Annotated in this window: 29 protein-coding genes and 2 pseudogenes; 19 read left to right on the top strand and 12 right to left on the bottom strand. The window is 74.5% G+C overall.

Annotated elements, in window-relative coordinates; genetic code table 11:
* Positions 1–16 precede the first annotated feature (16 nt).
* On the bottom strand, positions 17–805 hold the full coding sequence (locus ACFWP2_RS17520) for a VOC family protein (protein ID WP_380452023.1): 789 nt from the start codon (positions 803–805) through the stop codon (positions 17–19).
* Positions 806–927: 122 nt separating this feature from the next.
* Positions 928–1161, bottom strand: a pseudogene (locus tag ACFWP2_RS17515) (Uma2 family endonuclease); the annotation flags it as partial.
* A gap of 158 nt (positions 1162–1319) precedes the next feature.
* On the opposite strand from ACFWP2_RS17515, the gene ACFWP2_RS17510 reads away from it, so the two are divergent.
* The 4 genes from ACFWP2_RS17510 (at position 1320) to ACFWP2_RS17495 (ending at position 6039) form a co-directional block, all read left to right on the top strand.
* On the top strand, positions 1320–1997 hold the full coding sequence (locus tag ACFWP2_RS17510) for a TetR/AcrR family transcriptional regulator (protein ID WP_380452021.1): 678 nt from the start codon (positions 1320–1322) through the stop codon (positions 1995–1997).
* A gap of 183 nt (positions 1998–2180) precedes the next feature.
* Positions 2181–3710 (top strand): MFS transporter, encoded by a 1530-nt coding sequence (locus tag ACFWP2_RS17505; RefSeq protein ID WP_380452019.1) that lies wholly within the window; start codon positions 2181–2183, stop codon positions 3708–3710.
* Positions 3711–3956: 246 nt separating this feature from the next.
* Positions 3957–5567 carry a cytochrome bc complex cytochrome b subunit gene (locus tag ACFWP2_RS17500; RefSeq protein ID WP_380452016.1) on the top strand — a complete coding sequence of 537 codons (1611 nt, stop codon included), beginning with the start codon at positions 3957–3959 and terminating at the stop codon, positions 5565–5567.
* Between the two features lie 31 nt (positions 5568–5598).
* Positions 5599–6039 (top strand): PPOX class F420-dependent oxidoreductase, encoded by a 441-nt coding sequence (locus ACFWP2_RS17495; RefSeq protein ID WP_380452014.1) that lies wholly within the window; start codon positions 5599–5601, stop codon positions 6037–6039.
* Between the two features lie 180 nt (positions 6040–6219).
* Here the strand turns inward: ACFWP2_RS17495 and ACFWP2_RS17490 are convergent, their stop codons facing one another.
* Complete coding sequence (locus ACFWP2_RS17490; RefSeq protein ID WP_380452011.1) at positions 6220–6489, bottom strand: DUF1876 domain-containing protein; 270 nt, start codon at positions 6487–6489, stop codon at positions 6220–6222.
* A 189-nt stretch (positions 6490–6678) separates the two neighbouring features.
* On the opposite strand from ACFWP2_RS17490, the gene ACFWP2_RS17485 reads away from it, so the two are divergent.
* The 4 genes and pseudogenes from ACFWP2_RS17485 (at position 6679) to ACFWP2_RS17470 (ending at position 9815) form a co-directional block, all read left to right on the top strand.
* On the top strand, positions 6679–7611 hold the full coding sequence (locus ACFWP2_RS17485) for a YndJ family protein (protein ID WP_380452009.1): 933 nt from the start codon (positions 6679–6681) through the stop codon (positions 7609–7611).
* A pseudogene (locus tag ACFWP2_RS17480) lies at positions 7608–8119 on the top strand (DUF1990 family protein). The gene ACFWP2_RS17485 and the pseudogene ACFWP2_RS17480 overlap by 4 nt, the downstream one beginning before the upstream one ends.
* A 302-nt stretch (positions 8120–8421) precedes the next feature.
* A complete protein-coding gene (locus ACFWP2_RS17475) occupies positions 8422–9087 on the top strand; it encodes a hypothetical protein (protein WP_380452007.1) in 666 nt (221 codons plus the stop codon).
* Positions 9084–9815, top strand: a complete 732-nt coding sequence (locus tag ACFWP2_RS17470) for a hypothetical protein (RefSeq protein ID WP_380452005.1) — start codon at positions 9084–9086, stop codon at positions 9813–9815. Before ACFWP2_RS17475 ends, ACFWP2_RS17470 begins: the two co-directional genes overlap by 4 nt.
* Here the strand turns inward: ACFWP2_RS17470 and ACFWP2_RS17465 are convergent.
* From ACFWP2_RS17465 to ACFWP2_RS17455, 3 genes are read right to left on the bottom strand one after another with little or no spacing between them, the layout of a single operon-like run.
* Complete coding sequence (locus tag ACFWP2_RS17465) at positions 9783–10574, bottom strand: zf-HC2 domain-containing protein (protein ID WP_380452003.1); 792 nt, start codon at positions 10572–10574, stop codon at positions 9783–9785. The two genes, ACFWP2_RS17470 and ACFWP2_RS17465, sit on opposite strands and share 33 nt — an antisense overlap.
* Complete coding sequence (locus ACFWP2_RS17460) at positions 10571–11128, bottom strand: sigma-70 family RNA polymerase sigma factor (RefSeq protein WP_380452060.1); 558 nt, start codon at positions 11126–11128, stop codon at positions 10571–10573. The genes ACFWP2_RS17465 and ACFWP2_RS17460 overlap by 4 nt, the downstream gene beginning before the upstream one ends.
* 51 nt (positions 11129–11179) lie before the next feature.
* Positions 11180–11755, bottom strand: coding sequence for a hypothetical protein (locus ACFWP2_RS17455; protein ID WP_380452001.1), 576 nt, complete (start codon positions 11753–11755; stop codon positions 11180–11182).
* Positions 11756–11928: 173 nt separating this feature from the next.
* Between ACFWP2_RS17455 and ACFWP2_RS17450 the strand changes: the two genes are divergently transcribed.
* Positions 11929–12318 (top strand): thioredoxin family protein, encoded by a 390-nt coding sequence (locus ACFWP2_RS17450; RefSeq protein WP_380451999.1) that lies wholly within the window; start codon positions 11929–11931, stop codon positions 12316–12318.
* Positions 12319–12408: 90 nt separating this feature from the next.
* Here the strand turns inward: ACFWP2_RS17450 and ACFWP2_RS17445 are convergent, their stop codons facing one another.
* Positions 12409–13371: a helix-turn-helix transcriptional regulator gene (locus tag ACFWP2_RS17445; RefSeq protein ID WP_380451997.1), complete on the bottom strand. Its 963-nt coding sequence runs from the start codon at positions 13369–13371 to the stop codon at positions 12409–12411.
* 242 nt (positions 13372–13613) lie between these two features.
* Between ACFWP2_RS17445 and ACFWP2_RS17440 the strand changes: the two genes are divergently transcribed.
* The 5 genes from ACFWP2_RS17440 (at position 13614) to ACFWP2_RS17420 (ending at position 18423) form a co-directional block, all read left to right on the top strand.
* Entirely contained in the window at positions 13614–14348 is a 735-nt protein-coding gene (locus ACFWP2_RS17440; protein ID WP_380451995.1) for an alpha/beta fold hydrolase, read from the top strand.
* Between the two features lie 151 nt (positions 14349–14499).
* A complete protein-coding gene (locus ACFWP2_RS17435; RefSeq protein ID WP_380451993.1) occupies positions 14500–14838 on the top strand; it encodes a hypothetical protein in 339 nt (112 codons plus the stop codon).
* Positions 14835–16277 (top strand): dihydrolipoyl dehydrogenase family protein, encoded by a 1443-nt coding sequence (locus ACFWP2_RS17430; RefSeq protein ID WP_380451991.1) that lies wholly within the window; start codon positions 14835–14837, stop codon positions 16275–16277. The genes ACFWP2_RS17435 and ACFWP2_RS17430 overlap by 4 nt, the downstream gene beginning before the upstream one ends.
* Positions 16278–16427: 150 nt before the next feature.
* Complete coding sequence (locus ACFWP2_RS17425) at positions 16428–17522, top strand: WD40/YVTN/BNR-like repeat-containing protein (RefSeq protein ID WP_380451989.1); 1095 nt, start codon at positions 16428–16430, stop codon at positions 17520–17522.
* A gap of 139 nt (positions 17523–17661) precedes the next feature.
* Positions 17662–18423: a GNAT family N-acetyltransferase gene (locus ACFWP2_RS17420; RefSeq protein ID WP_380451987.1), complete on the top strand. Its 762-nt coding sequence runs from the start codon at positions 17662–17664 to the stop codon at positions 18421–18423.
* Positions 18424–18527: 104 nt separating this feature from the next.
* Here ACFWP2_RS17420 and ACFWP2_RS17415 read toward each other — a convergent pair whose 3' ends face one another.
* Complete coding sequence (locus ACFWP2_RS17415) at positions 18528–19481, bottom strand: DUF4436 family protein (protein WP_380451985.1); 954 nt, start codon at positions 19479–19481, stop codon at positions 18528–18530.
* 230 nt (positions 19482–19711) lie between these two features.
* On the opposite strand from ACFWP2_RS17415, the gene ACFWP2_RS17410 reads away from it, so the two are divergent.
* Positions 19712–20740: a LacI family DNA-binding transcriptional regulator gene (locus tag ACFWP2_RS17410; protein WP_380451983.1), complete on the top strand. Its 1029-nt coding sequence runs from the start codon at positions 19712–19714 to the stop codon at positions 20738–20740.
* A gap of 112 nt (positions 20741–20852) precedes the next feature.
* On the opposite strand, the gene ACFWP2_RS17405 is transcribed toward ACFWP2_RS17410, so the two are convergent.
* Together ACFWP2_RS17405 and ACFWP2_RS17400 are read right to left on the bottom strand one after the other, a co-directional pair.
* The gene (locus ACFWP2_RS17405) at positions 20853–21371 is read right to left on the bottom strand and encodes a GNAT family N-acetyltransferase (protein WP_380451981.1); all 519 of its coding nucleotides are present in this window, start codon (positions 21369–21371) and stop codon (positions 20853–20855) included.
* A 127-nt stretch (positions 21372–21498) separates the two neighbouring features.
* Positions 21499–21960 carry a molybdopterin-dependent oxidoreductase gene (locus tag ACFWP2_RS17400; protein WP_380451979.1) on the bottom strand — a complete coding sequence of 154 codons (462 nt, stop codon included), beginning with the start codon at positions 21958–21960 and terminating at the stop codon, positions 21499–21501.
* A 306-nt stretch (positions 21961–22266) separates the two neighbouring features.
* On the opposite strand from ACFWP2_RS17400, the gene ACFWP2_RS17395 reads away from it, so the two are divergent.
* Both ACFWP2_RS17395 and ACFWP2_RS17390 read left to right on the top strand, forming a co-directional pair.
* Positions 22267–22638 carry a YciI family protein gene (locus tag ACFWP2_RS17395; protein ID WP_380451977.1) on the top strand — a complete coding sequence of 124 codons (372 nt, stop codon included), beginning with the start codon at positions 22267–22269 and terminating at the stop codon, positions 22636–22638.
* Between the two features lie 81 nt (positions 22639–22719).
* A complete protein-coding gene (locus ACFWP2_RS17390; protein ID WP_380451975.1) occupies positions 22720–23934 on the top strand; it encodes an RNA polymerase sigma factor in 1215 nt (404 codons plus the stop codon).
* A gap of 58 nt (positions 23935–23992) precedes the next feature.
* On the opposite strand, the gene ACFWP2_RS17385 is transcribed toward ACFWP2_RS17390, so the two are convergent.
* Entirely contained in the window at positions 23993–24457 is a 465-nt protein-coding gene (locus ACFWP2_RS17385) for a MarR family winged helix-turn-helix transcriptional regulator (protein ID WP_380452057.1), read from the bottom strand.
* A 127-nt stretch (positions 24458–24584) separates the two neighbouring features.
* Here ACFWP2_RS17385 and ACFWP2_RS17380 point away from each other — a divergent pair, with 127 nt between their 5' ends.
* Positions 24585–25367: a dioxygenase gene (locus ACFWP2_RS17380; RefSeq protein WP_380451973.1), complete on the top strand. Its 783-nt coding sequence runs from the start codon at positions 24585–24587 to the stop codon at positions 25365–25367.
* 47 nt (positions 25368–25414) lie between these two features.
* Positions 25415–25981 carry a hypothetical protein gene (locus ACFWP2_RS17375; protein WP_380451971.1) on the top strand — a complete coding sequence of 189 codons (567 nt, stop codon included), beginning with the start codon at positions 25415–25417 and terminating at the stop codon, positions 25979–25981.
* A gap of 82 nt (positions 25982–26063) precedes the next feature.
* Here ACFWP2_RS17375 and ACFWP2_RS17370 read toward each other — a convergent pair whose 3' ends face one another.
* Positions 26064–26450, bottom strand: coding sequence for a VOC family protein (locus ACFWP2_RS17370; RefSeq protein ID WP_380451969.1), 387 nt, complete (start codon positions 26448–26450; stop codon positions 26064–26066).
* Positions 26451–26453 lie beyond the last annotated feature (3 nt).

Here is a 26453-nt window from a genome sequence, read left to right as displayed (position 1 = left end):
CAGCCCTTCCGGCCGGTCAGGCCTTCGGGCCGATCACCGCGAACCGGGCGCCCTCGCGGTCCCGCAGCCGGGCCACCCGCCCGTACGGGGAGTCGAAGGTCGGCCCGAGCGCCCCGCCGCCCAGCTCCACGGCCCGGGCCAGCGCCCCGTCGGTGTCCGGGACGGCGAACGAGACCTCCCAGTGCGGCGGCGTCCCCGCCGGGCCGCCCGCCTGCTCCTTGGCCAGCGCCGCGACGCTGTGGCCCTCGGCGCGCAGCACCACCCGGTCGTGCTCCCAGCGGACGTCGAAGCGCTCCGGGTCGCGGCCGTCCCAGCGGAACACCTCGCCGTAGAACAGGGCCGCCGCGAACGGGTCCGGGGTGCGCAGCTCGATCCAGACCGGCGCGCCGGGCAGGTCCAGCTTCCGGGCCCGGCCCAGCGGGCCCTCCCAGATGCCGAACACCGCGCCCGCCGGGTCCGCCGCGAAGGCCACCCGTCCGGCGTCGAAGGCCAGCGGGCCGACCGCCAGGGTCGCGCCGCGCTCGCGCACCGCGTCGGCGGCGGCGTCGGCGCTCTCCGTCCCGAAGTAGCTGGTCCACGCGAGCGGGACCGCCCCGACGCCGGCGACGCCCAGCCCGGCCACCGCCTCCCCGCCGGTCACCGCGTGCACGTAGGGGCCGAAGCGGTCCGGCCCCCGCTCGAACTCCCAGCCGAGCAGGGGCCCGTAGAACTCCTCGGCGTCATCCAGGTCCCGGGCCATCAGGCTCACCCAGCACGGCACGGCCGCCACACAGCGCACCCTGGCGACCGTCTCACCGCTGCCCATCGCGAACCTCCTCCACCCGCCCGACCGCCGGGGCCCTCCCGACTCCGACGGCCCACCGGCCGCCCGGGACGCCCACAGCCTAGGCCGCCACCCGCACCGCCCCGGGGAAGCCATGCCCGGGATCAGCGCACCCAGTTCTTGAGCGGCTCGGTGTCCAGCGCGATGCCCACCGGATCGGGGAGGTGGACGGCCTTGCCGAAGGGAAGGGTCCGGACGGTCTCGTAGCGGACCCCGTCGGGCCGGCTGAACACCGACAACTCGGCACCGTCCCGATCGATCAGCAGGTAGACCGGGATGCCGCTCTCGGCGTAGGCGCGGGGCTTCTCGACCCGGGCGCGGCGGTCGGCATCGGCTTCGGCCCGGGAACGGGAACGGGAACGGGAACGGGAACGGGAAACATCATGTGACTCAGGTCACACCCGAGGGGGAAATTCCGGGGAGGGATTCCCCGTTTCCGAGTACGTTGGAAGAAGCGGGGAGAATTTCCCCGGTATCCTGATGAGGAGCAGTCGTCGTGACCACCACCGCCGAGTCGGTCCGTCCCGCCGGGAGCGCGCGTACGCCGAAGTTGCGTGCGGACGCGAGCCGGAACCGGGAGCGGATCGTGCTGGCGGCCCGGGACGCGTTCGTCGAGCACGGTGCGGACGCGCCGCTGGACGAGATCGCGAAGCGGGCGGGGGTCGGCAATGCCACGCTGTACCGGAACTTCCCGGACCGGGTGGCGCTGATCCACGAGGTGGCGTTGCTCGTCAAGAACCGCATCCTGGCCCTCGCCGAGACGGCGACGGCGGAGGCGGACGCTCCTGACGGCAACGGCCCGTTCGACGCCCTCCAGCGGTTCGCGCACGCGTCCGTCGGGGAGAAGATCGGCGGCCTGTGCACCCTGTTCAGCAACCATGTCGACCCGTTCGACCCGGAGTTGACCGAGATCCGGGAACGCCTGCAGGCCGCCGTGGGCGGTCTGATGGAGCGCGCCCGGACCGCGGGCGAGCTGCGGTCGGACGTCGACCCCGGTGATCTGTTCATCGCGATGAGCCAGTTGACCCGGCCGCTGCCGAACACCTCCTGCCGACTGCTCGACGAGTTCGTCCACCGGCACCTGCAGATCTTCCTGGACGGCCTGCGCGCGCCGGCCGCTTCGGTCCTGCCCGGCCGGGCCGCGACCTTCGAGGACTTCCAGCCCCAGAACTGACCGACCCACCGTACCGACCGCCCTCCGGCGCCCTGCCGCGCCTCCGCACGCCCTTTCACCGCACGCCCTTCCGCCGTACGTTTCCCGTGCGGCGAACCACCCTTTCCCGTACGGCAGTTGACCGTTGCCGTCCGGCGCTCGACCGTTCACGCACACCACACGCACCGTGAAGTGAGTACCCCCATGCCTCAAACCGACGCCCACCCGGCGACGCTTCCCGATCCCCGGCGCTGGAAGGCGCTGATATTCATCGGCCTCGCCCAGCTGATGGTCGTCCTCGACGCGACCATCGTGAACATCGCCCTGCCGTCCGCGCAGCACGACCTGGGCATCTCCGACGGCAACCGCCAGTGGGTGATCACCGCCTACGCGCTGGCCTTCGGCGGCCTGCTGCTGTTCGGCGGCCGGATCGCGGACCTCTGGGGACGCAAGCGGACCTTCATCGTCGGCCTGACCGGCTTCGCCCTCGCCTCGGCACTCGGCGGCGCCGCGGCCAACACGGCGATGCTGCTCGGCGCCCGCGCGCTCCAGGGCGTGTTCGGCGCGCTGCTCGCGCCGGCCGCGCTGTCGCTGCTCGCCGTGACCTTCACCGAGGCGCGCGAGCGGGCCAAGGCCTTCGGCATCTTCGGTGCGATCGCCGGTGGCGGTGGCGCCATCGGTCTGATCCTCGGCGGCCTGCTCACCGAGTACATGAACTGGCGCTGGACCTTCTTCGTCAACATCCCGTTCGCCATCGCGGCCGCCGTCGGCGCCGTGCTGGTGATCCGCGAGCCCGCCGAGGGCCGCAACCGCAACCGGCTGGACGTCCCGGGCGTGCTGCTGGTGACCACCGGCCTGGTCGCGCTGGTCTACGGCTTCACCCGCGCCGAGTCGGACGGCTGGTCGTCCGGCACCACCGTGGGGCTGTTCGTCGCGGCCGCCGTGCTGCTGGCCGCCTTCGTGCTGGTGGAGCGCCGGGTCAAGGCCCCGCTGCTGCCGCTGCGCGTGGTGCTGGACCGCAACCGCGGCGGGGTGTACCTGTCGCTGGGCATGGCCGTGATCGGCATGTTCGGCCTGTTCCTCTTCCTGACCTACTACATGCAGATCGTGCTCGGCTACAGCCCGGTGCTGACCGGCGTGGCCTTCCTGCCGATGGTGGCGGGCATGATCACCGGCTCGACCCAGATCGGCGCCCGGCTGATGACCAGGGTCCCGGCCCGCTACCTGATGGCGCCCGGCTTCCTGGTCGCCTCGGCCGGCATGTTCCTGCTGACCCACATCGACCTGGACACCTCGTACCCGGCGCTGATCCTGCCCGGCCTGGTCCTGATGGGCCTCGGCATGGGCACCGCGTTCATGCCGGCCATGAGCCTCGCCACGCACGGCGTCCAGCCGCGCGACGCGGGCGTGGCCTCGGCGATGGTCAACACCTCGCAGCAGGTCGGCGGCGCCATCGGCACCGCGCTGCTGAACACCATCGCGGCCAGCGCGACCACCGGGTGGCTGGCCTCGCACGCCACCGCGGCGGCGGCCGTCTCGCCGGAGGCCGCCAAGGCGCTCCAGTTCCAGGGCATGGTGCACGGCTTCTCGACCGCGATCTGGGTGTCCTTCGGGATCCTGGTGGCGGCCGCCGCGGTCGCCTTCACCTTCATCAACGCCGGCCGGCCGGGTGCCGCGGCGGGCTCCGGCCAGGGCGCGGCGAAGGAGAACGACGTGCCGGTGCTGGTGCACTGACGGCCAGGGGTCGCTCGGGTGCGTACGCGGCCCGTCCGGTGTCTTCCACGACACCGGGCGGGCCGCTCGCCGTTTCCGGGACCGCGGGGACCGCCCGGGCTTCCCGGACAGCGGAACCCGGGTTCCCGGGTTTACCGGGCCACGGGGACCCCCCGGGGTAGAAGTGGGGATCACTCCCCGATTATGGTGGCCCTCAGTGCGAATCGGGGACTCCTCCCCGTTTCCTTCGGACCGAGGTGCGTGCACATGACCCGGAATCAGAGCCCTGGGCGGGGGCAGCGGGCCGCCGACTGGGCGGACGGCCGGCTGGGGATCTACTCCCTGGCCAGGGCGAACCTGCGGAAGATCTTCCCGGACCACTGGTCCTTCATGCTGGGCGAGATCTGCCTCTACACCTTCCTGATCATCATCCTGACCGGTGTCTGGCTGACGCTGTTCTTCAAGCCCAGCATGGGCGAGGTGGTCTACGCCGGCTCGTACGTGCCGCTCAAGGGCGTCCCGATGTCGGAGGCCTACGCCTCCACGGTCGACATCAGCTTCGAGGTGCGCGGCGGACTGCTGATCCGGCAGATCCACCACTGGGCGGCGATCGTCTTCGTCGCCGCCATGTTCGTCCACATGATGCGGGTGTTCTTCACCGGCGCCTTCCGCAAGCCGCGCGAGATCAACTGGGTCTTCGGCTTCCTGCTGCTCTTCCTCGGCATGCTGGACGGCTTCTTCGGCTACTCCCTGCCGGACGACCTGCTCTCCGGCACCGGCATCCGGTTCATCGAGGGCTCGATCCTCGCCGTGCCGCTGGTCGGCACGTACATCCAGATGTTCCTCTTCGGCGGGGAGTTCCCCGGCCACGACATCGTGCCGCGGTTCTTCACCATCCACGTACTGCTGATCCCGGGCATCATGCTCGGTCTGCTGGTGGCCCACCTGATCCTGGTCTTCTACCACAAGCACACCCAGTGGGCCGGGCCCGGACGGACCGAGAAGAACGTCGTCGGCATGCCGCTGATGCCGGTCTACATGGCCAAGGCCGGCGGGTTCTTCTTCCTCGTCTTCGGCATCATCGCGCTGGTCTCGGCGATCGCGACCGTCAACCCGATCTGGGCGTACGGCCCGTACCGGCCGGACCAGGTCTCCACCGACGCCCAGCCGGACTGGTACATGGGCTTCGCCGAGGGCCTGATCCGGATCATGCCCGGCTGGGAGATCGGCCTGTGGGGCCACACCCTCAACCTCGGGGTGCTCATCCCGTTCGCGCTGTTCCCGCTGGTCCTGGGCGCCATCGCGGTCTACCCGTTCATCGAGGGCTGGGTGATCGACGACAAGCGGGAGCACCACCTGCTCGACCGGCCGCGCAACGCGCCCGTCCGCACCGCGCTCGGCGCGGCCTGGATCAGCGTGTACCTGGTCGCCCTGGCGGCCGGCGGCAACGACCTGATCGCCACCCACCTGCACCTGTCGCTCAACAGCATCACGTACGCCGCCCGCGTCGGCGTCTTCGTCGTCCCGGTGGTCGTCTTCGTCGTCACCAAGCGCTGGTGCCTGGGCCTCCAGCGCCGGGACCGCGACAAGGTGCTGCACGGGCGCGAGACCGGTGTGATCAAGCGCCTGCCGCACGGCGAGTTCACCGAGGCGCACGCCCCGCTCCCGCAGCGGGAACTGCACCGGCTCACGGCGCACGAACAGCCCCGCCCCCTCGAACTGCCCGCCCCGCTGGACGAGAATGGAGTGGCCCGCCCGGCGGGGGCGCTCACCCGCACCCGGACCCGGCTCTCCCGCGGATTCCACGGCGAGGGCGGCCGGATCCCCAAGCCCACCGCCGAGGAGTACCGCGAGATCACCGAGGGCCACGGGCACTGACCCGCACCCCCCGACGGCACAGGGAGGACAGGTGCACGACCCAACCGACCGGCTCGCCGACAGCAGGTACCTCCTGCTCACCACCTTCGGCGAGGACGGCAGCCGGATGGAATCGCAGCTCTGGGTGGTGCAGGACGGCACCGCCCTCGGGGTCTGGACCCCGGCCCACTCCGGCGAGGCCGAACGGATCCGCCGCCACCCCCGGGTACTGATCGGCCCCTGCGACGCCCACGGGCGCCCCACCGGCCGCCAGGTCCCGGCCCGGGCGCGGCTCTGCGACGCCGACGACACCGCCCGCTACCGCACCTCGCTGATCAACAAGTACGGCCTGACGGCGCTGGTCGCGCTGGCCCGCAGCCGGTTCCGGGTGGGGCTGGCCGGGACGGTCGGCATCCGGATCACGCCGAACGAACTGGAGCAGCGGCTGGTCGGACCGGAGTGGCAGCCGCCGGGCAGCTACTGCGTCAACTGACGGACCGTGTCAACCGGCGGACCCGTGCCATCCGGCGGGTCCGCGCGGGTCCGTGCCATCCGGCGGGTCCGCGCGGGTCCGTGCCATCCGGCGGACCGTCGATCCCCACGGAGTGCCGGGGCCCCGGAGAGGGTCGCCCCGGCACTCGGCGCTTCCGAAGCCGCCCACGACGAGGGACGGTCAGGACAGCGGGTGGGTCGGGACCGGACTGACCTCCTGGATCTCGCCGTGGGCCTTGGTGAGCAGCTGTGAGGCGAGCTCGTTGAGCGCGCGGGCGCCGGCGATCTCCTCGCCGACCCGAAGCTGTTCCGGGTCGGAGGGGTGACGGCTGCTGTAGCCGTGGGCGCGCAGTTCGGTCCCGTCGGCGAGCCGCACCATCGCGGCGGCGCTGGTCCGCGGCCCCTCTTCGCGAAACTCCATCTCGATGTGCCAACCGACCAGAGTCTGCATGGCGGATCACCTCCATCGGTTACCCCTCCAGAGTGCGCCGCGCCCACCGTGAACACCAGGCCAGCCCGGCCGGGGCGGCTCCGGGGGCGGCGCCGCGGCGATTCCCGAGGGCAAGTTGAACACGTTCAACTTGCCACGTAGAGTCGGCGGCGCAAGCTATTTGAACGCGTTCAAGGGGGTGTGCCGGCGATGGGAAGAGGCACCACGGAACTGGTCGACCTGCTGATCCTGCTCGGCATGGGCGCCGTCGTCCCGCTCGGCCTCGCCCTGGTCGACGAGCCCGGGCTCGCCCGGATCCGCCGGCTCTGGCCGCTCGCCGCCGTACCCGGCGCACTCTCGCTCTGGCTGCCACGCGGCGGCCCGGCCACCGGCTGCGCCCTGCTCTACGCCCTCGGCACCCTGGCCGTCGCCCTGCACGCGCCACTGCGGCTGACCCGCACCCGCTCACTCGCGCCCGCCGAGATCGCGGTGCTCACCGCGCTCGCCGCGCCCTCGGTGGCCGGGGTCGCCCTCGTCGCCGAACGCTCCGGCTACCCGTTGTTCGGCTTCGAGCCGCACATCCTGGCGCTCACCGTCCCGCACTTCCACTACGCCGGGTTCACCGCCGCCCTGGTCGCCGGACTGGTCTGCCGCGCCGCCCGCCCGGACTCGACCGCGGCCCGCTGCGCGGCGCTCAGCGTCCCGGCGGGCACCCTGCTGGTGCTGGCCGGGTACTTCCTCGGCGACTGGTGGCAGTTCGCCGGAGCCGCCGTACTGACCACCGGCATGTGGCTGGTCGGCCTGGTCACCTGGCGCGAACTGCGGCCCCGCAGCGGCGATCCCGTCACCGCGCGACTGCTCGCCGCCTCCTCGGCCGTCCTCGCGCTCACCATGCTGCTCGCCCTGTGGTGGGCGCTCGGCCGGGCCGCCGGACTCCCCCACCCCACCCTGACCTGGATGGCCGCCACCCACGGCGTCGGCAACGCCCTCGGCTTCGCGCTCTGCGCCCTGCTCGCCTGGCGCCGGATCGCCGCGGACCGGGCCGTCGTCGGCCGGGCCGCCAGGGACCGAACCGCCAGGGGCCGGACCACCACGGACCGGACCTCCCCTACCCGGATCGACCCGTCGGAGACCGCTCGATGAACGACTACAGCTACCCCGAGTTGGGCGCCAGCCGCACCGGCGAGCTGCCCGCCGGCTACAACCACCTGCGGCACAGCGCACTCATCGGCCACGGCCGCCCCGCCCTGGAGGCCGCCGGTGCCGCCCTGCTCGACTGGCGGATGCACCGGCTCGCCGGCGTCCGGATCGACGCGGCGGCCGACCGCGCCGCCCCCGGCGTCGCCGTACGGTGCGCCATCGGCCTCGGCCCGCTCCGGGCCGAGGCCCCCAACCGGGTGCTGGCCGCGCTCGACGGCCCCGACCGGTACGGCTTCACCTACGGCACCAGGACCGGGCACCTGGCCCGGGCGAGGAGACCTTCCCGGTCGAGCTGACCCCGGACGGCCGGGTCCGGTTCTCCGTCACCGCGTTCAGCCGGCCGGTCGCCTGGTACGCCCGCCTCGCCGGCCCGCTGCTCCCCCTCGCCCAGCGCGCCTTCGCCCGCCACTGCGGACGCGTGCTGGCCCGGATCGCAGCCCAGGCCGGTTGAGCCGAAGGAGGCCGACGCTCCGCCATCGCCATCACCCCGTCACCCCGCCACCCCGTCACCCGGACCGCCCGGACCGCCCGGACCGCCACTTCCGCTCGTCCAACGGCACCTCGCCCCCAGGGCCGGCCCGCCCTGGTGCGGATCGCGGCGCAGGCCGGTCGGACGAGCCGGGCGGCGACGGGGTCGGCTCCCCGTCGCCGTCGCCGACCGGCCCGGAACGCGGCACGGGGCGGTCGACGGCGGGCGGGCGTGGGGCGTCAATCCGCTGGTCACGATGGTGGGGCGTTCGGGATGATCGGCGGATGATGTCGATGCGAGCGGTCCTGGAGATCTCCACCCCCGAGGGCTTCGCGCTCTGGCCGACGGGCAGCCACGGGCCGTACGGGAGCCTTGCGCTGAGCGGGCGGCTGACGGCGGCCGAGGTCGGGACGGCGGTGTGGCTGCTGGCCGATCGCAACGACGTCGAGCCCGACCCCGGTCAGGCCGAGGAGCGCGGTCCCCGGCCGGCGGATCCGGTGGGCGCCTTCCTGCACGGGCTGCTCACCGAGTCGCACCCGTACGCCCCCGGCGGGCTGGTGGTGACCGACCCGGCCACCGGCGCCGTCTTCGAGCCGGGCTGCTGCAACGGCCTGGAGGACTGGCGCGAGTGGCTGGACGTCACGGACGGCTCCGGCACCGCCTGGTTCGGGCACGATCCCGACGCCCGGGCCGAGTGCGTCGGCCGGGTCGTCCGGCTGACCCGGAACGCCGAGAGCGGCGGGGGCGCCGAGAGCGGCGAGGGCCCGGTGATCGAGCTGCCGGTGGACGAGCTGCGCCGGCTGCTCGCCGGAGTCGAGCGGGACCTGCGGGACTTCCTCGACCTGGCCGCGGGCTGGGCCCGGCGGCAGCTGCCCGAGCATGCCACCGCCGTCACCGCCGCGCTCGCCCGGGCACTGGACCTGGAGCCGGCCCAGGAGTCTCCGGCATGACCAGCTTCCACACCCACCGGGCCCTGGTCCACGACTCCTCGCTCCCGGTGTACCGGCGGCACGCCGCGCTGCGCACGTGCCTGACCCGCTTCGCGCCGTACGGCCTGCGGGCGACCTACCACCACCTCACCGTCAGCGCCCGGATGCCGCGCCTCCTGGAGGCCGACCCGGAGGCGCTGGTCCGCGCGGTGGACGAGCTGCACGAGGCGCGCGAGCTGTGGCGGGCCCGGGCCGAGGAGTACGCGGCGCGGCGCCGGGCGCAGAAGCGGGCCGGGCTGCGGAAAGCGCCGGAGACGGCGTGGTGGCACCGGCTCTGGTGGGGCTCGCCGAACGCGGCCTGGGAGCACGACCCGTTCCTGCACCCTTCGTTGCGGCTGCCCGACTACGTCCGGCGGCAGATCGCGCTGCTGGACGGCGCCGAGTTGCCCGGCTGCCCGGCCTGCGGGGAGCAGGGCCCGCCGGTGGAGCTACCGACCGGACACGGCCGCGCCGAGCTGTGCCGGAGCTGCGCCCGGGTGCTGACGCCCTGCGACTGCGAGGGGTGGCACAGCTTCGAGCCCGCGCTGCGGGTCGGCTGGAGCCGGACCTGGCAGCGGGAGCACATGACCGGTACCGGTGAGCCGAGCCCGCACTGGCCTGGTGTACGGGGGACGGCCCGGGTGGAGCGGCTGGAGTCCTACACGGTCCTGCGGGAGTCAGGAGTGGTGCGCCGGGACCGTGACCAGTAGCGCGCCGCTGTCCTGGACGAGGACCTCGAAGTGGTCGATGTCCCCGGGCTGGAGGGCCGCGCCGCCGGTGGTGCGCACGGTGCCGCCCCCGCCCCCGGCCCCGTAGCCGGTCGCGGGGACGGACCAGCTGGTGACGGTCTGCTGCTCGCCGGTGTGCGAGACGGCGACCAGCCGGCAGGTCAACGGGCCCTGGACGCCGGAGAGTTGCAGGCTGACCTGGGTGCCCCAGGTGGTGCCGTTCAGGCCGACGGTGGCGTGGGCGCCGGTGCTCGGGTCGGTGGCGCTGAACTGCTCGGCCACCGCGACCACGGCGGGCGTCTGCTCGGCGGTGAGCACGGCGGCGGTGACGGCGGGGCCGGCCGCCACCATCGCGGTCGCGGCCAGGGCCAGCACCAGCCGCCGGATCCGGCCCCGCCGCCGGGTGGTGCCGACCTCGGCGACGAGGCGGTCCAGCAGCCGCGGGTCCGGTTGCGGGGCGGGGCCGGCCGGGTCCGTTCCGGCGGCCCGCGCGGTCGCCGCGTACTCGGCCAACAGCGGTTCCACGGTGGCGAGTTCGGCCACCTGCTCGGCACACTGCGGGCAGTCGGCGAGGTGCTGCTCGAAGGCGGCCTGCTCGGCGGGCTCCAGCAGGCCGAGGACGTACGCGCCGGCGTCCACGTGCTCCGGGCCGGCGGCGGCTTCGCGAGGCACTCCGGAGGTGCCGTCCGGCAGGCCGGGCGTCCGGTCGCGGCCAGGGTCGGGGTCGGGGTGTCCGGTCACGATGTCACTCCCCGTTCCTCCAGCGCGAGCCTGAGCGAGCGCAGCGCGTAGAACACCCGCGAGCGCACCGTCCCGGCCGGGATGCCGAGTTCGGCGGCCGCCTCGACGGCCGTGCGGCCCTTCAGATAGGTCTCGACGATGATCTCGCGGTGCGCGGGCGAGAGGTCTCCGAGCGCGTCCGCGACGGTCATCATCCGCAGGGCCCGGTCGATCTCGTCCTCGGCGGGCAGCTGCTCCAGCACCGCGGCGTCCACTTCGCGCGGCCGGGCCAGGGCGCTGCGGTGGCCGTCGATCACGATCCGCCGGGCGACCGTGACCAGCCAGGGCCGCAGCGAGCCGGCCTCCGGGTCGAGCCGGTGGATGTTGCGCCAGGCGCGGACCAGCGTCTCCTGCACGACGTCCTCGGCCCGCTGCCGGTCCCCGGCGACCAGGTGGAGCACGAACCCGAACAGCGGACCGGCGTGCTCCCGGTACAGGGCGCGCATCAGGTCCTCGTCCGGCGTCGCCCCCGTGCCGTGGCCGCCGGTGCGGCCGACGGGGTGCTCCTCGGTCACCACTTCATCGTTGCGCACCCGGGCCTCCTGGTCGAGGGCGGTCGGGACCGGTCAGTAGCCCGGGGTGCTGGGCATCGGGTTGCTGGGCGCCGGGGTGCTCGGAGCGGGGGTGCCGGGCATCGGCATGGAACCGCCGGTGGCGCCCGCCCTGCCGCCGCTCGGGGTCAGCGCGAACCAGGTGCCGCCGACGCCCTGGCCCTTGGTGTCGCCGGGCTTGGTGTCCGGCGAGTAGCGGTAGGCCGGCCAGCCGTTCAGGGTGACCTGCTTGGTGCCGTCGGCGCGGGTGACGGTGCCGACCAGCTTGCTGTCGATGCCCTTGACCGTGACGTCGCCGTTGGCGTGCTCGGGCGGCCAGATGACGGCGCAGCTGCCGTTGCAGGAGGACTCCGGCGGGCTGTTGCGGTCCTGGTCGAAGCGGTAGAGCGTGAAGCCGGCGCTGTCGGTGACGATCGTGCCCAGCTTCGGGTCCTGGGCGGTCTGCATGGTGACGCTCGCCGGGGCGCTCGGGCTGCTCGACGGGTGCGAGGAGCCGCCGGACGAACCGCAGCCGGCGATCAGGGCGGCCGCCGCGATGCCGGAGGCGGTCAGCGCCACGGTCCGGCGGCGGGTGCGGAGTGTGCTGGGCATGGGGTGCCTCCCGCGGGGGACGGGTTCGGGACGGACCGGACACCCTTCCGTACGGGCGGTGGCCGCCGAGTGCTCAACCCGGGTGCCGAAGGCTCCGGAATACCCCGCCGACCGGGACCGTTGTGGCGGGCAACGGTCTGAACCGCCACCTCCGGAAGGGAAGGAATCGCGAGATGAGCAGCACGGTCGAGCTGACCAAGGAGAACTTCGACGACATCGTCCCGGGCCCGGAGGGCAAGGACTTCGTCTTCATCGACTTCTGGGCCGGGTGGTGCGGGCCGTGCCGCCAGTTCGCCCCGGTGTTCGAGAAGGCGGCCGAGCGCCACCCGGACCTGGTCTTCGCCAAGGTGGACACCGAGGCGCAGCACGAGCTGGCTGCCGCGTTCGAGGTCCAGTCGATCCCGACGCTGGCGATCATCCGCGAGGGCGTGCTCGTCTTCTCGCAGCCCGGCGCCCTGCCGGAGACGGTGTTCGAGGACCTGATCAACCAGGCCCGCAGCCTGGACATGGCCGATGTGAAGCGCAAGGTCGCCGAGGAGCAGGCGGCCGGCGGCCAGGCCTGATCAGGACGCGTGGCCGGGCCCGGTCCGGACGCCCGAGGGCCCGGGGAGCACCGTCTCCCCGGGCCCTCGCCGTACCCCGGCCGCGGCCGGTCAGGCGGGCTCGGCGCCCCAGGCGGCGAGCCGGGCCGCGAGCGCCCGCACCTCGGCGCGCAGTGCGGCGGGCTCGCGGACGGTGAACGGCCGGCCCAGACCGGCCAGCAGCACCGCGACGCCGTCGAGGTTCTGCGCCCGGGCCCGCAGCAGCACGCGGTCCTCGGCGAGTTCGGTGAGCGTGCCGACGGCGGGCGGCAGCCGGCGGCGGGCCTCGGCGAGGCCGAGCTCCAGCTCCACCTCCACCCGGTGCCGCCAGGGCGCGGCGGCCAGTGACTCCACCACCCGCTGGACCGGGTCGAAGTCCTCGGGCGGCTCGAAGCCGGCCTCGCCCTGCTCCACCCGGGTGATCCGGTCCAGCCGGAAGGTGCGCGGCTCGCCGCTGCGGTGGTCGAGTCCGGTGGTGTACCAGCGCCCGGAGTGGAAGACCAGCCCGTACGGGTCGAACTCGCGCTCGCTGGGCCGGTCCTCGCGGTCCCGGTAGGCGAGCCGCACCCGGCGCCGTCGGCGGGCCGCCTCGGCCAGGGTGAACAGCGCGGCGGCGGCCGGGCCCGGGCCGGTGGCCGGGACGGCGGTGAGGCCCAGGGTCTGTTCGACGGCGCGGACGCGGTCGCGCAGCGGTGGGGGCAGCACTCGCTGGATCTTGGCGAGGGCGGTCTCGGTGGCCTCCTCCCCCACCGCCAGGCCGGAGCTGCGGCCGGCCAGCAGGCCGAGCACGACGGAGGCGGCCTCCTCCGGGTTGAGCATCAGCGGGGGCAGCCGGTAGCCGGGCCGCAGGCGGTAGCCGCCGTAGCGGCCGCGGTCGGCCTGGACGGGGATGCCGAGTTCGGCGAGCCGGGCGGCGTAGCGGCGGACGGTGCGCTCGTCCACGTCGAGCCGGGCGGCCAGTTCGGCGCCGGTCAGGCCGGGGCGGTCCTGGAGCAGCTCCAGCAGGGTGAGGATTCGGCTGACCGGGTGCTCCACCGTGCGCTCCTCCCCTCTCCTGGCCGCCGCTCTCCTGGCCTCCGCCGTACGGCCTCCGTGTCGCCCTTCCGGAGGCGCGACGGCGACGCGGAGGAAATCCGGGCGACTTCTGTCCGGATCCGATCCTAGAGTCGGCGGTGGAGGAGGCCCCACCTCGGCGCGGTCCTTCCACGGGCCCGTCGACGCCTCCGCGGCCCGTCGAGGCCTCCCCAGCCATCCCACCGACGAAGGAGTGATCCGCCATGAGCACGTTCGTACTGGTCCCCGGATTCTGGATCGGCGCCTGGGCCTGGGACGAGGTGGCCGCGCCGCTGCGTGCGGCCGGGCACCGCGTGTACGCCGTCAGCCTGCCCGGGGTGGCCGAACGCGCGGTCGAGGCGGGTGAGTTCGGGCTGGAGGACCACATCGCGGACCTCGCCGGGCTGCTGGTCCGGGAGGACCTGTCGGACGTCGTCCTGGTCGGGCACAGCGGCGCCTGCGCCCCGGTGGGCGGGCTCGCCGACCGGATGCCGGAGCGGATCCGCCGGGTGGTCTACCTGGACAGCGGCCCGCTGATCGACGGCTCCGCGGTCCAGGACGTCTGGCAGCCCGACTACCGGGAGACGGCCGAGGCCTCGGTGGTCGACGGCCGCCTCCCGATGCCGTCCTGGGAGTACCTGGCCGAGCACGGCGCGAGCGTGGCGGGGCTGGACGAGGCCACCCTCGCGCGCATCCGCTCCCACGCCACCCCGCACCCGGCCGGGGCGTTCCGGGACCGGCTGCGGCTGACCGGCGCCGGGGCCGCGCTGCCGCAGGCGCTGGTCTCCTGCTCCTTCCCGCTCTCCCAGGTGCGCGAGCTGATCGCCGCCGGGCACCCGTACTTCGCCGGGATGTCCGGGCCGAACTGGGAGCTGCGCGAACTGCCCACCGGGCACTGGCCGATGTTCTCCCGCCCGGCCGACACGGCGGCGCTGCTGGCGGAGCTCGCCGCGCTCTGAGCCGCCCCTTCGCCGGCCCCGGGCCCCGGCCTGTCCCGTCCGTGCCCAACGGTGTGCCCGACGGCGCCCTCCGCGTGTCCGTCCGTCGCGCAACCGCGCCCGGACCGGCAGGATGGGGCCCACGCCGTACCCGAGCGAAGAGCGAGCACCCGTGCGCGAGCAGCCCAGCCGTACCGAACCACCGGACACCGTGCCGGAGTTCCGGACGGGCCGCGGCGCGGGGCGGTCCGCCCCGCCGCGCGTCGTGCCCGGCTCCCGCACCGCGGGCACCCCGCGGACGCGCGACGGGCACGAGCGGTGGCCGCCGCGGGCGCTCCCGGTCGGGCTCGGGTACGGAACCGAAGGCGGCCGCGGCCCGCTCTCCCGCAGGGCCGCCCCGACCGGCGGCCGGGACCGGCGCGCCCGGCCGCTCGACATCTGCGACCGCACGCCGGTCACCCCCGCCGCGCGGGCCGGGGTGGCCATCGAGACGACGGAGGACAGGGCATGACCAGCACCGCCGAGGAGTACGACGTCATCGTCCTGGGGGCCGGCCCGACCGGCGAGAACGTGGCGGACCGGACGGTCGCCGCCGGGCTGCGCACCGTGATCGTGGAGGCCGAGCTGGTCGGTGGCGAGTGCTCGTACTGGGCCTGCATGCCCAGCAAGGCGCTGCTGCGGCCGGTGGCCGCGCTGGCCGAGGCCCGCGCGGTGGCCGGCTCCCGGGAGGCGGTCGGCGACGGGCGGCTGGACCCGGCCGCGGTGCTGGCCCGGCGGAACTCCTTCACCTCCGGTTGGAAGGACGACGGCCAGGTGAAGTGGCTGCGGGACACCGGCATCGAGCTGGTCCGCGGCCACGGCCGGCTGGCCGGGGTCCGGACGGTGACGGTGGAGGCCGAGGACGGCAGCGAGCGGGTGCTCACCGCCCGGCACGCCGTCGCGGTGTGCACCGGCAGCCGCCCGGTGCTGCCCGCGCACGTCCCGGGGCTCGCCGAGGCCCACCCGTGGACCAACCGGGAGGCGACCGGCTCGCAGACCGTCCCCGGGCGGCTGGCCGTGATCGGCGGCGGCGTGGTCGGGGTGGAGATGGCCGCCGCCTGGCGGGCGCTCGGCTCCGAGGTGGTGCTGCTGGTGCGCGGCGAGCGGCTGCTGCCGCGGATGGAGCCGTTCGCGGGCGAGCTGGTCGCGGAGGGCCTGCGCGCCACCGGGGTGGACCTCCGCTTCGGCACCGAGGTCACCGCGCTGAAGCGGGCGGACGGCTCCGGGCCGGTGACCCTCACGCTCGACGGCGGCGGGACGCTGACCGCCGACGAGGTGCTGTACGCGACCGGCCGGGCCCCGCGCACCGCCGACGTCGGGCTGGAGCAGGTCGGCCTGAAGCCGGGCGACTGGCTGGAGGTGGACGACAGCTGCACGGTGCTCGGCGTGGACGGCGAGTGGCTCTACGCCGCCGGGGACGTCAACCACCGGGCGCTGCTCACCCATCAGGGGAAGTACCAGGCCCGGATCACCGGCGCCGCGATCGCCGCCCGCGCCCAGGGGCGCCCGCTGGACACCTCGCGCTGGGGCGCGCACGCCGCGTCCGCCGACCTCGCGGGCGCGCCCCAGGTGGTGTTCACCCAGCCCGAGGTCGCCGCCGTCGGCCTCACCCGGGCCGCCGCCGAGGCGGCCGGGCTGCGGGTGAAGACCGTCGACCACGAGATCGGCTCCGTCGCCGGGGCCTCGCTCTACGGCGACGACTACCGGGGCCGGGCCCGGGTGATCTTCGACCTGGACCGGAAGGTGCTCGTCGGCGCCTGCCTCGTCGGCCCCGGGGTGGCCGAACTGCTGCACTCGGCGACCGTCGCGGTGGTCGGCGAGGTGCCGATCGACCGGCTCTGGCACGCGGTGCCCTCGTACCCGACGATCAGCGAGGTCTGGCTGCGGCTGCTGGAGGACTGCCGGGGGTAGCCCGTCAGCACGTGGCCGCCCGGGAGGCCGACGTTCCCGTCGGCCTCCCGGGTGACCGGCGCGGCGAGATGTGACCACCGGTGGTCGGCGGGACACTGGCAGTCGGGGGCCGTCCCGGGGGGCCGTGCACGTGACCAGGTGGTGTGAGGCATGACCGAGGTGCTGTTGGCCGTCGGAACCGAGAAGGGCCTCTTTCTCGGCCGTAGCCGCGACCGGCTGACGTGGGAGTTCAGCGGGCCGCACTTCCCGATGAACGCGATCTACTCCGTCTCCGTCGACCGCCGCGACGGCCGGACCAGGATCCTGGTCGGCGCCGACAGCAGCCACTGGGGGCCGTCGGTCTGGCGCTCCGACGACCTCGGCGCCACCTGGTACGAGCCGCCGCAGCCGGCCATCCGCTTCCCCGAGTCCACCGGCGCCTCGCTCACCCGGGTCTGGCAGCTCCATCCCGCCGGAGCGGAGGCCCCCGGCGTCGTCTACGCGGGCACCGAACCGGCCGCGCTGTTCCGCTCCACCGACGGCGGCGAGAGCTTCGCGCTGGTCGAACCGCTCTGGAACCACCCACAGCGGCCGCAGTGGGGCGCCGGCTACGGCGGCCAGGGCCTGCACACCATCCTGACCGACCCGCGCGACCCGCAACGGCTGCTGGTCGCCGTCTCCAGCGGCGGCGTCTACCGCAGCAAGGACGGCGGCGACAGCTGGCAGCCCTCCAACACCGGCCTGCGCGCCGAGTTCTTCCCGGAGGAGGGCCAGTACCCGGAGTTCGGCCAGTGCGTGCACAAGATCGCCCCGGACCCCGTCCACCCGGACCGGCTCTACCTCCAGAACCACGGCGGCGTCTACCGCAGCGACGACTGGGGCGGCAGCTGGCGCTCGATCGTGGACGGGCTGCCCGCCGAGTTCGGGTTCGCGGTGGCCGCCCACCCGCGCCGGGCCGACACCGCCTACCTCTTCCCGCTCGGCGGCGCGGACGACCGCATCCCGCCCGGCCGCCGCTGCCGGGTCTTCCGCACCACCGACGGCGGCACCAGCTGGCAGCAGCTCGCCGAGGGCCTGCCCGGCGAGGACCACTACGGCATCGTGCTGCGTGACGCCCTGCGCACCGATGACGCCGACCCGGCGGGCATCTACTTCGGCAACCGGACCGGCGACGTGTACGGCAGCCGGGACGAAGGCGAGAGCTGGTCGCTGCTGCTCTCCCACCTGCCGGACGTGCTCTGCGTCCGGGCCGCGGTGGTGGCCTGAAATAACCGGTTGCCCGGCCGCGACGCCTCGGTGAGCATGGGCCGCCGTACGAACGATCGCGGGATCGTGAACGGGATCGTGGGCGGGATCGTGGGCGGGATCGTGGGCGAGACCCACGGGCGAGATTGTGGGGTGGGCCATGGCCGAGGACTGGGTGGTCAGGCGGGGTGCCGACGGCGAGCCGGTGCTGCGCTACCTGCTGGACGAGCGGGAGGGGCGGCCCTGGGCCGACCTGTTGGAGGTCCTGGACGAGTCGGCGGACGCCGTCGGCTTCATCCGGGCCGAGCTGGCCGGGTGGGTGGTCTCCGGACCGCCCGCGCTCGGGCGGGAACTGGTGGCGCACGGCGCGCGGGTGCTGCGGCACGCCCACACCTTCCGCCGCGACCTGCGCGCCGACCCCCCGCCCGCCGACTGGGCCGGAACGCCGCTGCGCGAGGGCCTGCGCGCGGTGCCCTGCGACCGTGCGCCCGAGGAGCTGTACGAGGCCTGGCGGGCCGCCTTCGCCCCCGGCCACGTCGACTTCTACCCGGGCGAGGACGCCCAGGTGCTGGCCGAGCGGATCGCCCCGCTGCTCGCGGGGAAGACCATCGGCCCGGTGCTGCCGTCCAGCCTGCTCGCGGTGGACGCCGAGGACCGCGTGGTCGGCGGGCTGGTGCTCACCGACCGGGACGGCCTGCCCTGGGTCGCCGACGTCTTCCGCCACCCGGAGCGCGGCTACCGCGGCCTCGGCGCCGACCTGCTCCGCCGCACCCTCGGGGACGCCGCGGCGCGCGGACACGCCGACGTGACGCTGGTGGTGTCCGAGGGCAACCCGGCCCGCCGGCTCTACGAGTCGCTCGACTTCCTGCTCCGGGAGACCTCGCTCACGGTGGTCGTGCCCGACGCGGCCCAGGCGGTCTGACCGCGGAGCTGTCGGCTGCGGGGCCTGTCGGCCGACGTCACCGCGGCGTACGCGTACTGAGGCGTGTCTGACACACCACGCCTCCCGGTGGCGGACGGCGCCCGCTAGGGCCTGTGGCCGCCCTCGACGCGGGCGCCGCGCACCACGACCATGGTCAGGCCGACCGCGACCAGCAGTTCCGCCCAGAAGAACGCCGCGTAGTCCAGCAGCGAGCCGATCGGCGGGTTGCCGGGTGCGGCGTTGCGCATGCCGACCAGGGCGAACAGCGTGGCCGCCATCCAGCCGAGGGCGGGCCAGACGATGCCGCGCCGCTGCCGGACGATCAGCCCGGCCGCCACCAGCACGGACAGCGCCAGCGCCCACATCGCGGCCATCATGAACCAGGCCAGGATGAAGGTGCTGCGCGAGCGGCTGATCCGCTCGGTCACCACGATGCCGCTGTCCTCGCTCGCCTCCCGGGTCCGCCGGAAGACGAAGGAGGGGTCGGCCTCGATCAGGCCGATCACCACCGGGACCGGCCGCCCGCCGACGGTGGCCTGGAACCCGACGAACGCGTTGTAGTGGTCGAACGGGTAGTCCGAGACCCGCCCGTCGAAGAGGTTGAAGGCCACCGCGCTGGAGCCGATCGGCTGGCCGGCCGGGTACCTGAGCGTGGTCTGTTCCAGCGAGGTGGTCTCCAGCACCACGTCCCCGGCCGGGACCAGCAGGCTGTCCGCCTGCCCCAGGGCGCCGTGCGGCTGGACCAGGACCTTCGCGGTGAGCGTCTGCGCGGCCGCGTCCACCCGCTGCAGCGTCACGTCGACCTCCAGGAAGTCCGGCCCGGGCGCGGCGCCCACCACCTGGGCGTGGCCGCGGCTGGAGCGCTCGTCGAGGTAGAGCAGCAACCCGGCCGCGCAGAACAGCAGGATCGCCGCCAGCACCGCGTACGGGCGCCAGGGGGCGACCCTGGGCACCGGCGCCGAGCCCCGCGCGGCCCGCACCCGGGCGTGGATGCGGACCCGTGGCCGGGCCGCCGGGCGCGTGCTCCGGACGGCCCGCCGGTGCGGCGGCGCGCTCATCGGCCTGCTCCCACGGTCGGCGGTGGCGGCTCCGGGCGCCACCTGTCCCGCCACCCTCCGGGCGGCCGGGGCCGGGGCGCAACCGCACGGGGCCGATCGGGGCGGCCGGGGCCTCGGCCGGGAATCCGGCGGGGAACCACGGCCGGGGCCTCGGCCGGGTACCCGGCCGCGGAGTCCGCCGGAGACTCGGCAAAGAGGCCGCTCGGAGGGGCTGTGTAGGCTCAACGGTCATGGCGAGGGTGACACGGGACGATGTGGCGCGGGTGGCGGGGACGTCCACGGCAGTCGTGAGTTATGTGATCAACGACGGGCCGCGGCCGGTGGCGGCGGCGACCCGGGCGCGGGTGCTCGCGGCGGTCGAGGAGCTCGGCTACCGGCCGAACCGGGTCGCCCAGGCGATGGCCCGGCAGCGGACCGACCTGCTCGGGATGGTGGTGCCGGACGCCCGCCAGCCCTTCTTCGCCGGGCTCGCTCACGCCGTCGAGCAGGCCGCCGCCGAGCACGGCCGGCTGCTGCTGATCGGCAACTCCGACTACGCCGACGAGCGCGAGGCCCACTACATCCGCGCGTTCCTCGGGATGCAGGTGGACGGTCTGATCCTGGTCACCCAGGACCCGGCCACCCCCGGACTGACCGGCTTCGACGTGGCCGACGGCACCCCGGTCGTGCTGCTGCACCACCGGACCGAGAGCGCCGGCGGCGTCGCCGTGGTCGCGGACGACGAGGGCGGCGCCCGCGAGGTGGTCCGCCACCTGCTCGGGCACGGCCACGCCGAGGTGCACTGCTTCGGCGGCACCCTCGCGCTCAGCCCGCACGACCCGGTCACCGGGCGGACGGCCGGCTGGGCCGCCGCGCTGAGGGAGGCCGGGCTGCCCACCGAGGGGCGGCTCTTCCCGGCGCCGTTCGACCGGGTCCGGGCGCACGCCGAGGCGCTCGTCCTGCTCGCCCGGCCCGACCGGCCGTCCGCCGTGTTCTGTGCGACGGACGACCAGGCGATCGGCCTGCTGCGGGCCGCCGACGACCTCGGCATCCGGGTGCCGGAGGACCTCGCGGTGGTCGGCTTCGACGACATCGCGGAGGCGGTGATCGCCGGGCCCGCGCTGACCACCGTCACCACGGCGCAGGACGAGATGGCCCGCGCCGCGCTGGAACTCGTCCTCGGCGGGCCGGAGCGCCGCGCCCAGGGCACCCGCACCTTCCCGACCGAGCTGGTGGTCCGGCGCTCCTGCGGCTGCCCGCCGGCCACGGCCCGGGCCTGACGCGGGGGCCTGACGCGGGGGACCTGACGCCGGAGGCAAGGGGGCCCGGGGCAAGGAGTCGGGGCAAGGAGTCGGGGCAAGGAGTCGGGGGGCGAAGGCCCGGCCGGGCCCCTCAGCCTTCGAGCAGCTCGTCCGCGAGCAGATCCATCAGCAGGTTGTCGTGCCAGGTGCCGTCCGGGCCGCGCTCGTACTGGCGCATGGTGCCGACGGTACGGAAGCCGACCTTGGTGTAGCAGCGGATCGCGGCGAGGTTGTCCGCGGCCGGGTCGATCACCAGCCGGTGGTAGTGGTGGTCGTGCACCAGGTGCCGGGCCATGGTGCGCACGGCGTCGGTGCCCAGGCCCAGGCCGTGCACCGTCGGGTCGAGGTAGAGGTCCATCCCGGCGTGCCGGTACTCGTCGTCGTTGTTGGCGTACCACTGGATGGCGCCGACCACCTTGCCGCCGAGGTCGATCGCGAAGGTCTCGGTGCCGGGCGATTCCAGGTCGTTGGCGACCTCGCCGGCCAGGTCCTCGCCGCCCCGCCAGCGGGAGAACACCTCGGGCGTGCCGCGGATGGCCGCCAGCGCCGGGATGTCGTCGCCGGTGGCCGGGCGGAGCGTGACCAAGGTGCCGTGCAGAATCGTCCCCATATGGGGCATGTTGGCACGGAAACCCGGCTCCGGCGAGTGTTTTCGGACCGCCGTCCGGCCCTTCCGGCGTGCGGCCGCCGGGCCTGGACGGCAGGGTCCGTGAGGTGGGCGGCCGGGCGGCCGGGCGTCAGACGGCGGGGCGCGCCGGGTCGCCGAGGGGGCCGAGCCAGACGGCGGTGACGGAGCTGACGTAGCGGGCGCCGCAGCGGTCGTCGGGGACGACGAGCTGCGGGCCGGCCGCGTCCAGCGGGGCGCCGTCCATGCTGGTGGCGAGCAGGATCTCCTGGCCGCCGAAGTCCGGGTCGATCTCGGCCCAGGAGACCACCACCCGGTGGCCGTCGGCGCCGGCCACGGAGAGCAGGAAGCTCAGCCGCTGCTTGCGGCCGGAGAAGTCGATCCGGTGACGGGCGGCGCGCAGCACGTCCAGCAGCGCCGGGCCCTCGTAGCCGTGGCGCCGCTCGCCCGCGGTCCGGCAGTCGAAGCTGACCTCGACGCGGCGGGCGGGGAGGGCGCGCAGTTGCGCCACCGTCAGCTCGGCGGGGCGGTCGAGGTGGCCGTGGAGTCGGACGGTGGCTCTCGGCGGGGTCATGGGTGCTCCCTCCTCGCGGGCCGCGGCGCCGCGGCCCGCGAGGAGGACTACCCGAGCGGCGGGCCCGGCATTCGCAGATGCGATGGATCGGATGGACTTCAGCTCGCAGGTGCGGGGCCCCGTCGTGGATCAGTCGCAGACCGGTCGCGGAGCGATCCCGGACCGGTCGCGAACCGGGCGCGGAGCGGGCATGGAGCGGCCGGAGCCGGAAGAATTCTCCGCAGCGGGTGTCGATCACACGTCGGCCCGTTCGACGCAGGGGTGAGGGGCGGGGAGAGGCCCCGCCCGCACGACCGAGGAGTCACCATGCCGCGCTTCATGACGCTGATCCGCATCGACGAGCAGGCCCGCGACGGATGGGAACCGGATCCGGGCTTCGAGCAGCGGATGGGGGCCCTGTTCGAGGAGATCACCAAGGCCGGCGTGATGCTGGAGACCGCCGGCCTCACCCCGACCTCCCAGGGCACCCGGCTGACCTGGAACGACGGGAAGATCGGCTGTACCGACGGGCCGTTCACCGAGACCAAGGAGGTCGTCGGCGGCTACGCCATCCTCCAGTGCAAGGACCACGCCGAGGCCCTGGAGTGGACCCGGCGCTTCCTCCAGGCCCACCCCGTGCACTGGCCGGTCGAGGCGGAGGTCCGGCGGATCGACGAGATGCCCGAGCCACCGAAGTAACCCCGCGGCGGTGATTGCCTCCCTCTCCGTCGGCTGCTCTGATGGGTGGCCGTGACGGAGAGGGCTGTTACCCGAAGAACCGTGGCGGTGGCCGTGGAGACGGTGTTCCGGATCGAGTCCGGGCGGATCATCGCCGGGGTCGCCCGGATCGTACGGGACGTGGGCATCGCCGAGGAGCTGGCGCAGGACGCGGTGGTGGCCGCGCTGGAGCAGTGGCCGCGGGAGGGCGTCCCCGACAATCCGGGCGCCTGGCTGACGGTCGCCGCCAGGCACCGGGCGATCGACCTGGTCCGCCGCCGGGAGGTCTACGCCCGCAAGCTCACCGAGGTGGGGCGGTCGGCTCAGGACGTGCCGCCCCCGGAGCCGGCCGAGCCCGACGACATCGACGACGACCTTCTGCGGCTGATCTTCACCGCCTGCCACCCGGTGCTCCCGGCGGACTCGCGGATCGCCCTCACCCTCCGACTGCTCGGCGGCCTCACCACGCCGGAGATCGCCCGCGCCTTCCTGGTGCCCGAGTCGACGGTGGCGCAGCGGATCGTCCGGGCGAAGCGGACGCTGGCGAAGGCGGAGGTGCCGTTCGAGGTGCCGTACGGGGAGGACCGGGCGCAGCGGCTCTCCTCGGTGCTGGAGGTCATCTACCTGATCTTCAACGAGGGCTACTCGGCGACCGCGGGGGACGACCTGGTCCGCCCCCAGCTGTGCGAGGACGCGCTGCGGCTGGCCCGGGTGCTGGCCGCGCTGATGCCGGCCGAACCGGAGGCGCACGGACTGGCCGCGCTGCTGGAGTTCCAGGCCTCGCGCACGGCCGCCCGGACCGGGCCGGACGGGCGGCCCCTGCTGCTGGCCGAGCAGAACCGGGCCCACTGGGACGGGCTGCTGATCCGCCGCGGCTTCGACGCCCTGCAGCGGGCGGGCATCGGACCGTACTCGGTGCAGGCCGCGATCGCCGCCTGCCACGCCAAGGCGCGGCGCTACGCGGACACCGACTGGGCGACCATCGCCGCGCTGTACGAGCGGCTGCTGGTGCTGTCGCCCTCCCCGGTGGTGGCGCTGAACCGGGCGGTGGCGGTCTCGATGTCCCAGGGCCCGGCGGCGGCGCTGGAGCTGGTCGACGAGCTGGCGCCGGAACCGGCGCTGCGCGGCTACCACCTGCTGCCGAGCGTGCGGGGCGATCTGCTGGCCCGGCTGGGGCGGGTGGCGGAGGCCCGGGCGGAGTTCGAGCGGGCGGCGGGGCTGACCCGCAACGAGCGGGAGCGGAAGCTGCTGCTGGAGCGGGCGGCGGCGCTCGGCTGAACCGGAGCGGAGCGAGGGCGGGATTCGGGGGGCGGGGCAGGGGGGCAGAGGGGACAGGCTAGGCGTCCTCCGGGCGCAGCCGGGCGCTGACCGCGCCGAGGCCCTCGGCGAGCACCGTGAGCTGCTCGCGGGTGAGCACGTCGATCAGCAGCTCGCGCACCAGGGCGACGTGCCCGGGCGCGGCCTGGCGCAGCGCCTCCCGCCCCTGCTCGGTGAGTTCGGCGATGACGCCGCGCACGTCGCTGGGGCAGGAGCGGCGGGCGACCAGACCCGCCCGCTCCAGTTGGGTGACCTGGTAGGTGAGGCCGCTCTTGGAGGTGACCAGCTTGTCGGCGAGTTCGGTCATCCGCAGCGAGCCGCCGGGGGCGGCGGACAGGTGCACCAGGATCTCGTACTGCTGGTGGGAGAGCCCGGAGTCCTCCTTGAGCTGGCGTTCCAGCCGCCGGTTGAGCAGGTTGCTCGCGGTGACGAAGCCCCGCCAGGCGGCGGCCTCGTCCGGGTCCAGCCAGCGGGGTTCGTTCAGTGGGGACATGGGACGAAGCCTACTCCTGTTGTTCAAATTCGAACGAAGGTGTACCGTCGGTCCAGTAGACGTTCAAATTTGAACTATCTGCATCACCCATCGGTCGAACGGTCCCGAGGAGGACGCCATGAGCACCGCGGCCCCCGAGCGCATGCCCGCCCTGTACCTGTCGCACGGCGCGCCGCCGCTGGCCGACGACCCGATCTGGCCGGGCGAGCTGGCCGCCTGGTCGGCCGACCTGCCCCGGCCCAAGGCCGTCCTCATGGTCTCCGCCCACTGGGAGGAGGCCCCGCTCGCCCTCGGCGCCGTCACCACCATCCCGCTGGTGTACGACTTCTGGGGCTTCCCCGAGCACTACTACCGGGTCCAGTACGCCGCCCCCGGAGCACCGGAGCTCGCCGAGCGCGTGCGCAAGCTGCTGCGCGCCCCCGGCACGCCCGTCCAGGACATCCCCGACCGCGGGCTCGACCACGGCGCGTACGTCCCCCTGGTGGAGATGTACCCGGACGCCGACGTCCCGGTGCTCCAGGTCTCGCTGCCCACCCTCGACCCGCAACGGCTGATGGAGATCGGCCGCAAGCTCGCCCCGCTCCGCGACGAAGGCGTGCTGATCGTCGGCAGCGGCTTCTTCACCCACAACCTGCGGGCGCTCAGCAGCGACGGCCGGATCACCTCGGTGATGGCCGAGTTCGACGACTGGGGCCGGCGCGCCCTGGAGGCCCACGACCTGGACGCGCTGCTCGACTTCGAGCACAAGGCCCCGGCCGGGCGCCTCGCCCACCCGCGCACCGAGCACTTCGCCCCGCTGTTCGTCACCCTCGGCGCCGGCGAGGCCGACCTGGACAGCCAGCGCAGCGTCATCGACGGATTCTGGATGGGACTGGCCAAGCGCTCGATCCAGCTGGGATGAACACCGTTGAGGCGACTACCATGTGACGCTCCGTCGAAGGAGTGAGCATGCGCAACGGCGACGCCGTACGAGCCGCCCTGGACGCCTCACTCGCGGTCCTCGCCCCGCACGCCGAGGACCGCGACTGGGGCGCGCCCGCCGGACTCCTGGAGTGGAGCTGCCGCGACACCGCCGCCCACGTCGCGCTCGCCGCCCGCCCCCGGGACCGCTACCTGCCGCTGGACCTCACCGTCCGGCCCGAGGCCGGCCCGGCCCAGGTGCTCACCGTGGTCACCGCCGCCGGGCAGCTCCTCGCCACCGCCCTGGACGCCGCCCCGCCCGAGCTGCGCGCCTACCACCACGGGCCCTGCGAGCCGTTCGGCTTCGCCGCCATGGGCGTCGCCGAAACCCTGCTGCACACCCACGACATCACCAGCGGCCTCGGCCTGCCCTGGCGGCCGCCCGCCGAGCTGTGCCGCCTCGTGCTCGACCGGCTCTTCCCGGACGCGCCGCGGGAGCCGGCCGCCCACCCGGCGGAGGTCCTGCTCTGGTGCACCGGGCGCGGGGAACTGAACGGCCGCCCGCGCAGGTCCTCGTGGACCTGGCGGGCGGCCATGGGCGAGTGGCCCGACTGACCCCTCGACTGCTCCTGGGCTGCTTCGGAGCGATCAGGACCGGTCTGGGCTGATCCCGGCCGATCTCGGCCGATCCGATCCGTCAGGCGTTCTCGGTGGCGGCGCGCTCGGCCCGGCTGCGCTCGACGCAGAACTCGTTGCCCTCCGGGTCGGCCAGGGTGACCCAGCCCGTGCCGTCCGGGCGGCGGTGGTCCGCCAGCACGGCGGCGCCCAGGGCGACCAGGCGCTCCACCTCCTCGTCCCGGCCGCGGTCCTGCGGCTGGAGGTCGAGGTGGGTCCGGTTCTTCGCCGACTTGCCCTCGGGCACCCGGATGAAGAGCAGCGAGGCGCCCGCGGAGCTCACCTCCACCTCCTCGTCGCCCGGCTTGTCCTCCTCGCCCAGGGCGCCGTCCAGCGCCTGCGCCCAGAAGGAGGCCAGGGCGTACGCGTCGGCGCAATCGATCGTCACATGCCGTACCAGAGAAGCCATGCG

The sequence above is a fragment of the Kitasatospora sp. NPDC058444 genome, assembly GCF_042721415.1.
Taxonomy (GTDB): domain Bacteria; phylum Actinomycetota; class Actinomycetes; order Streptomycetales; family Streptomycetaceae; genus Kitasatospora.
Note: the sequence above shows the minus strand (reverse complement) of the source record. Positions and strands in the feature narration are given on the sequence as shown.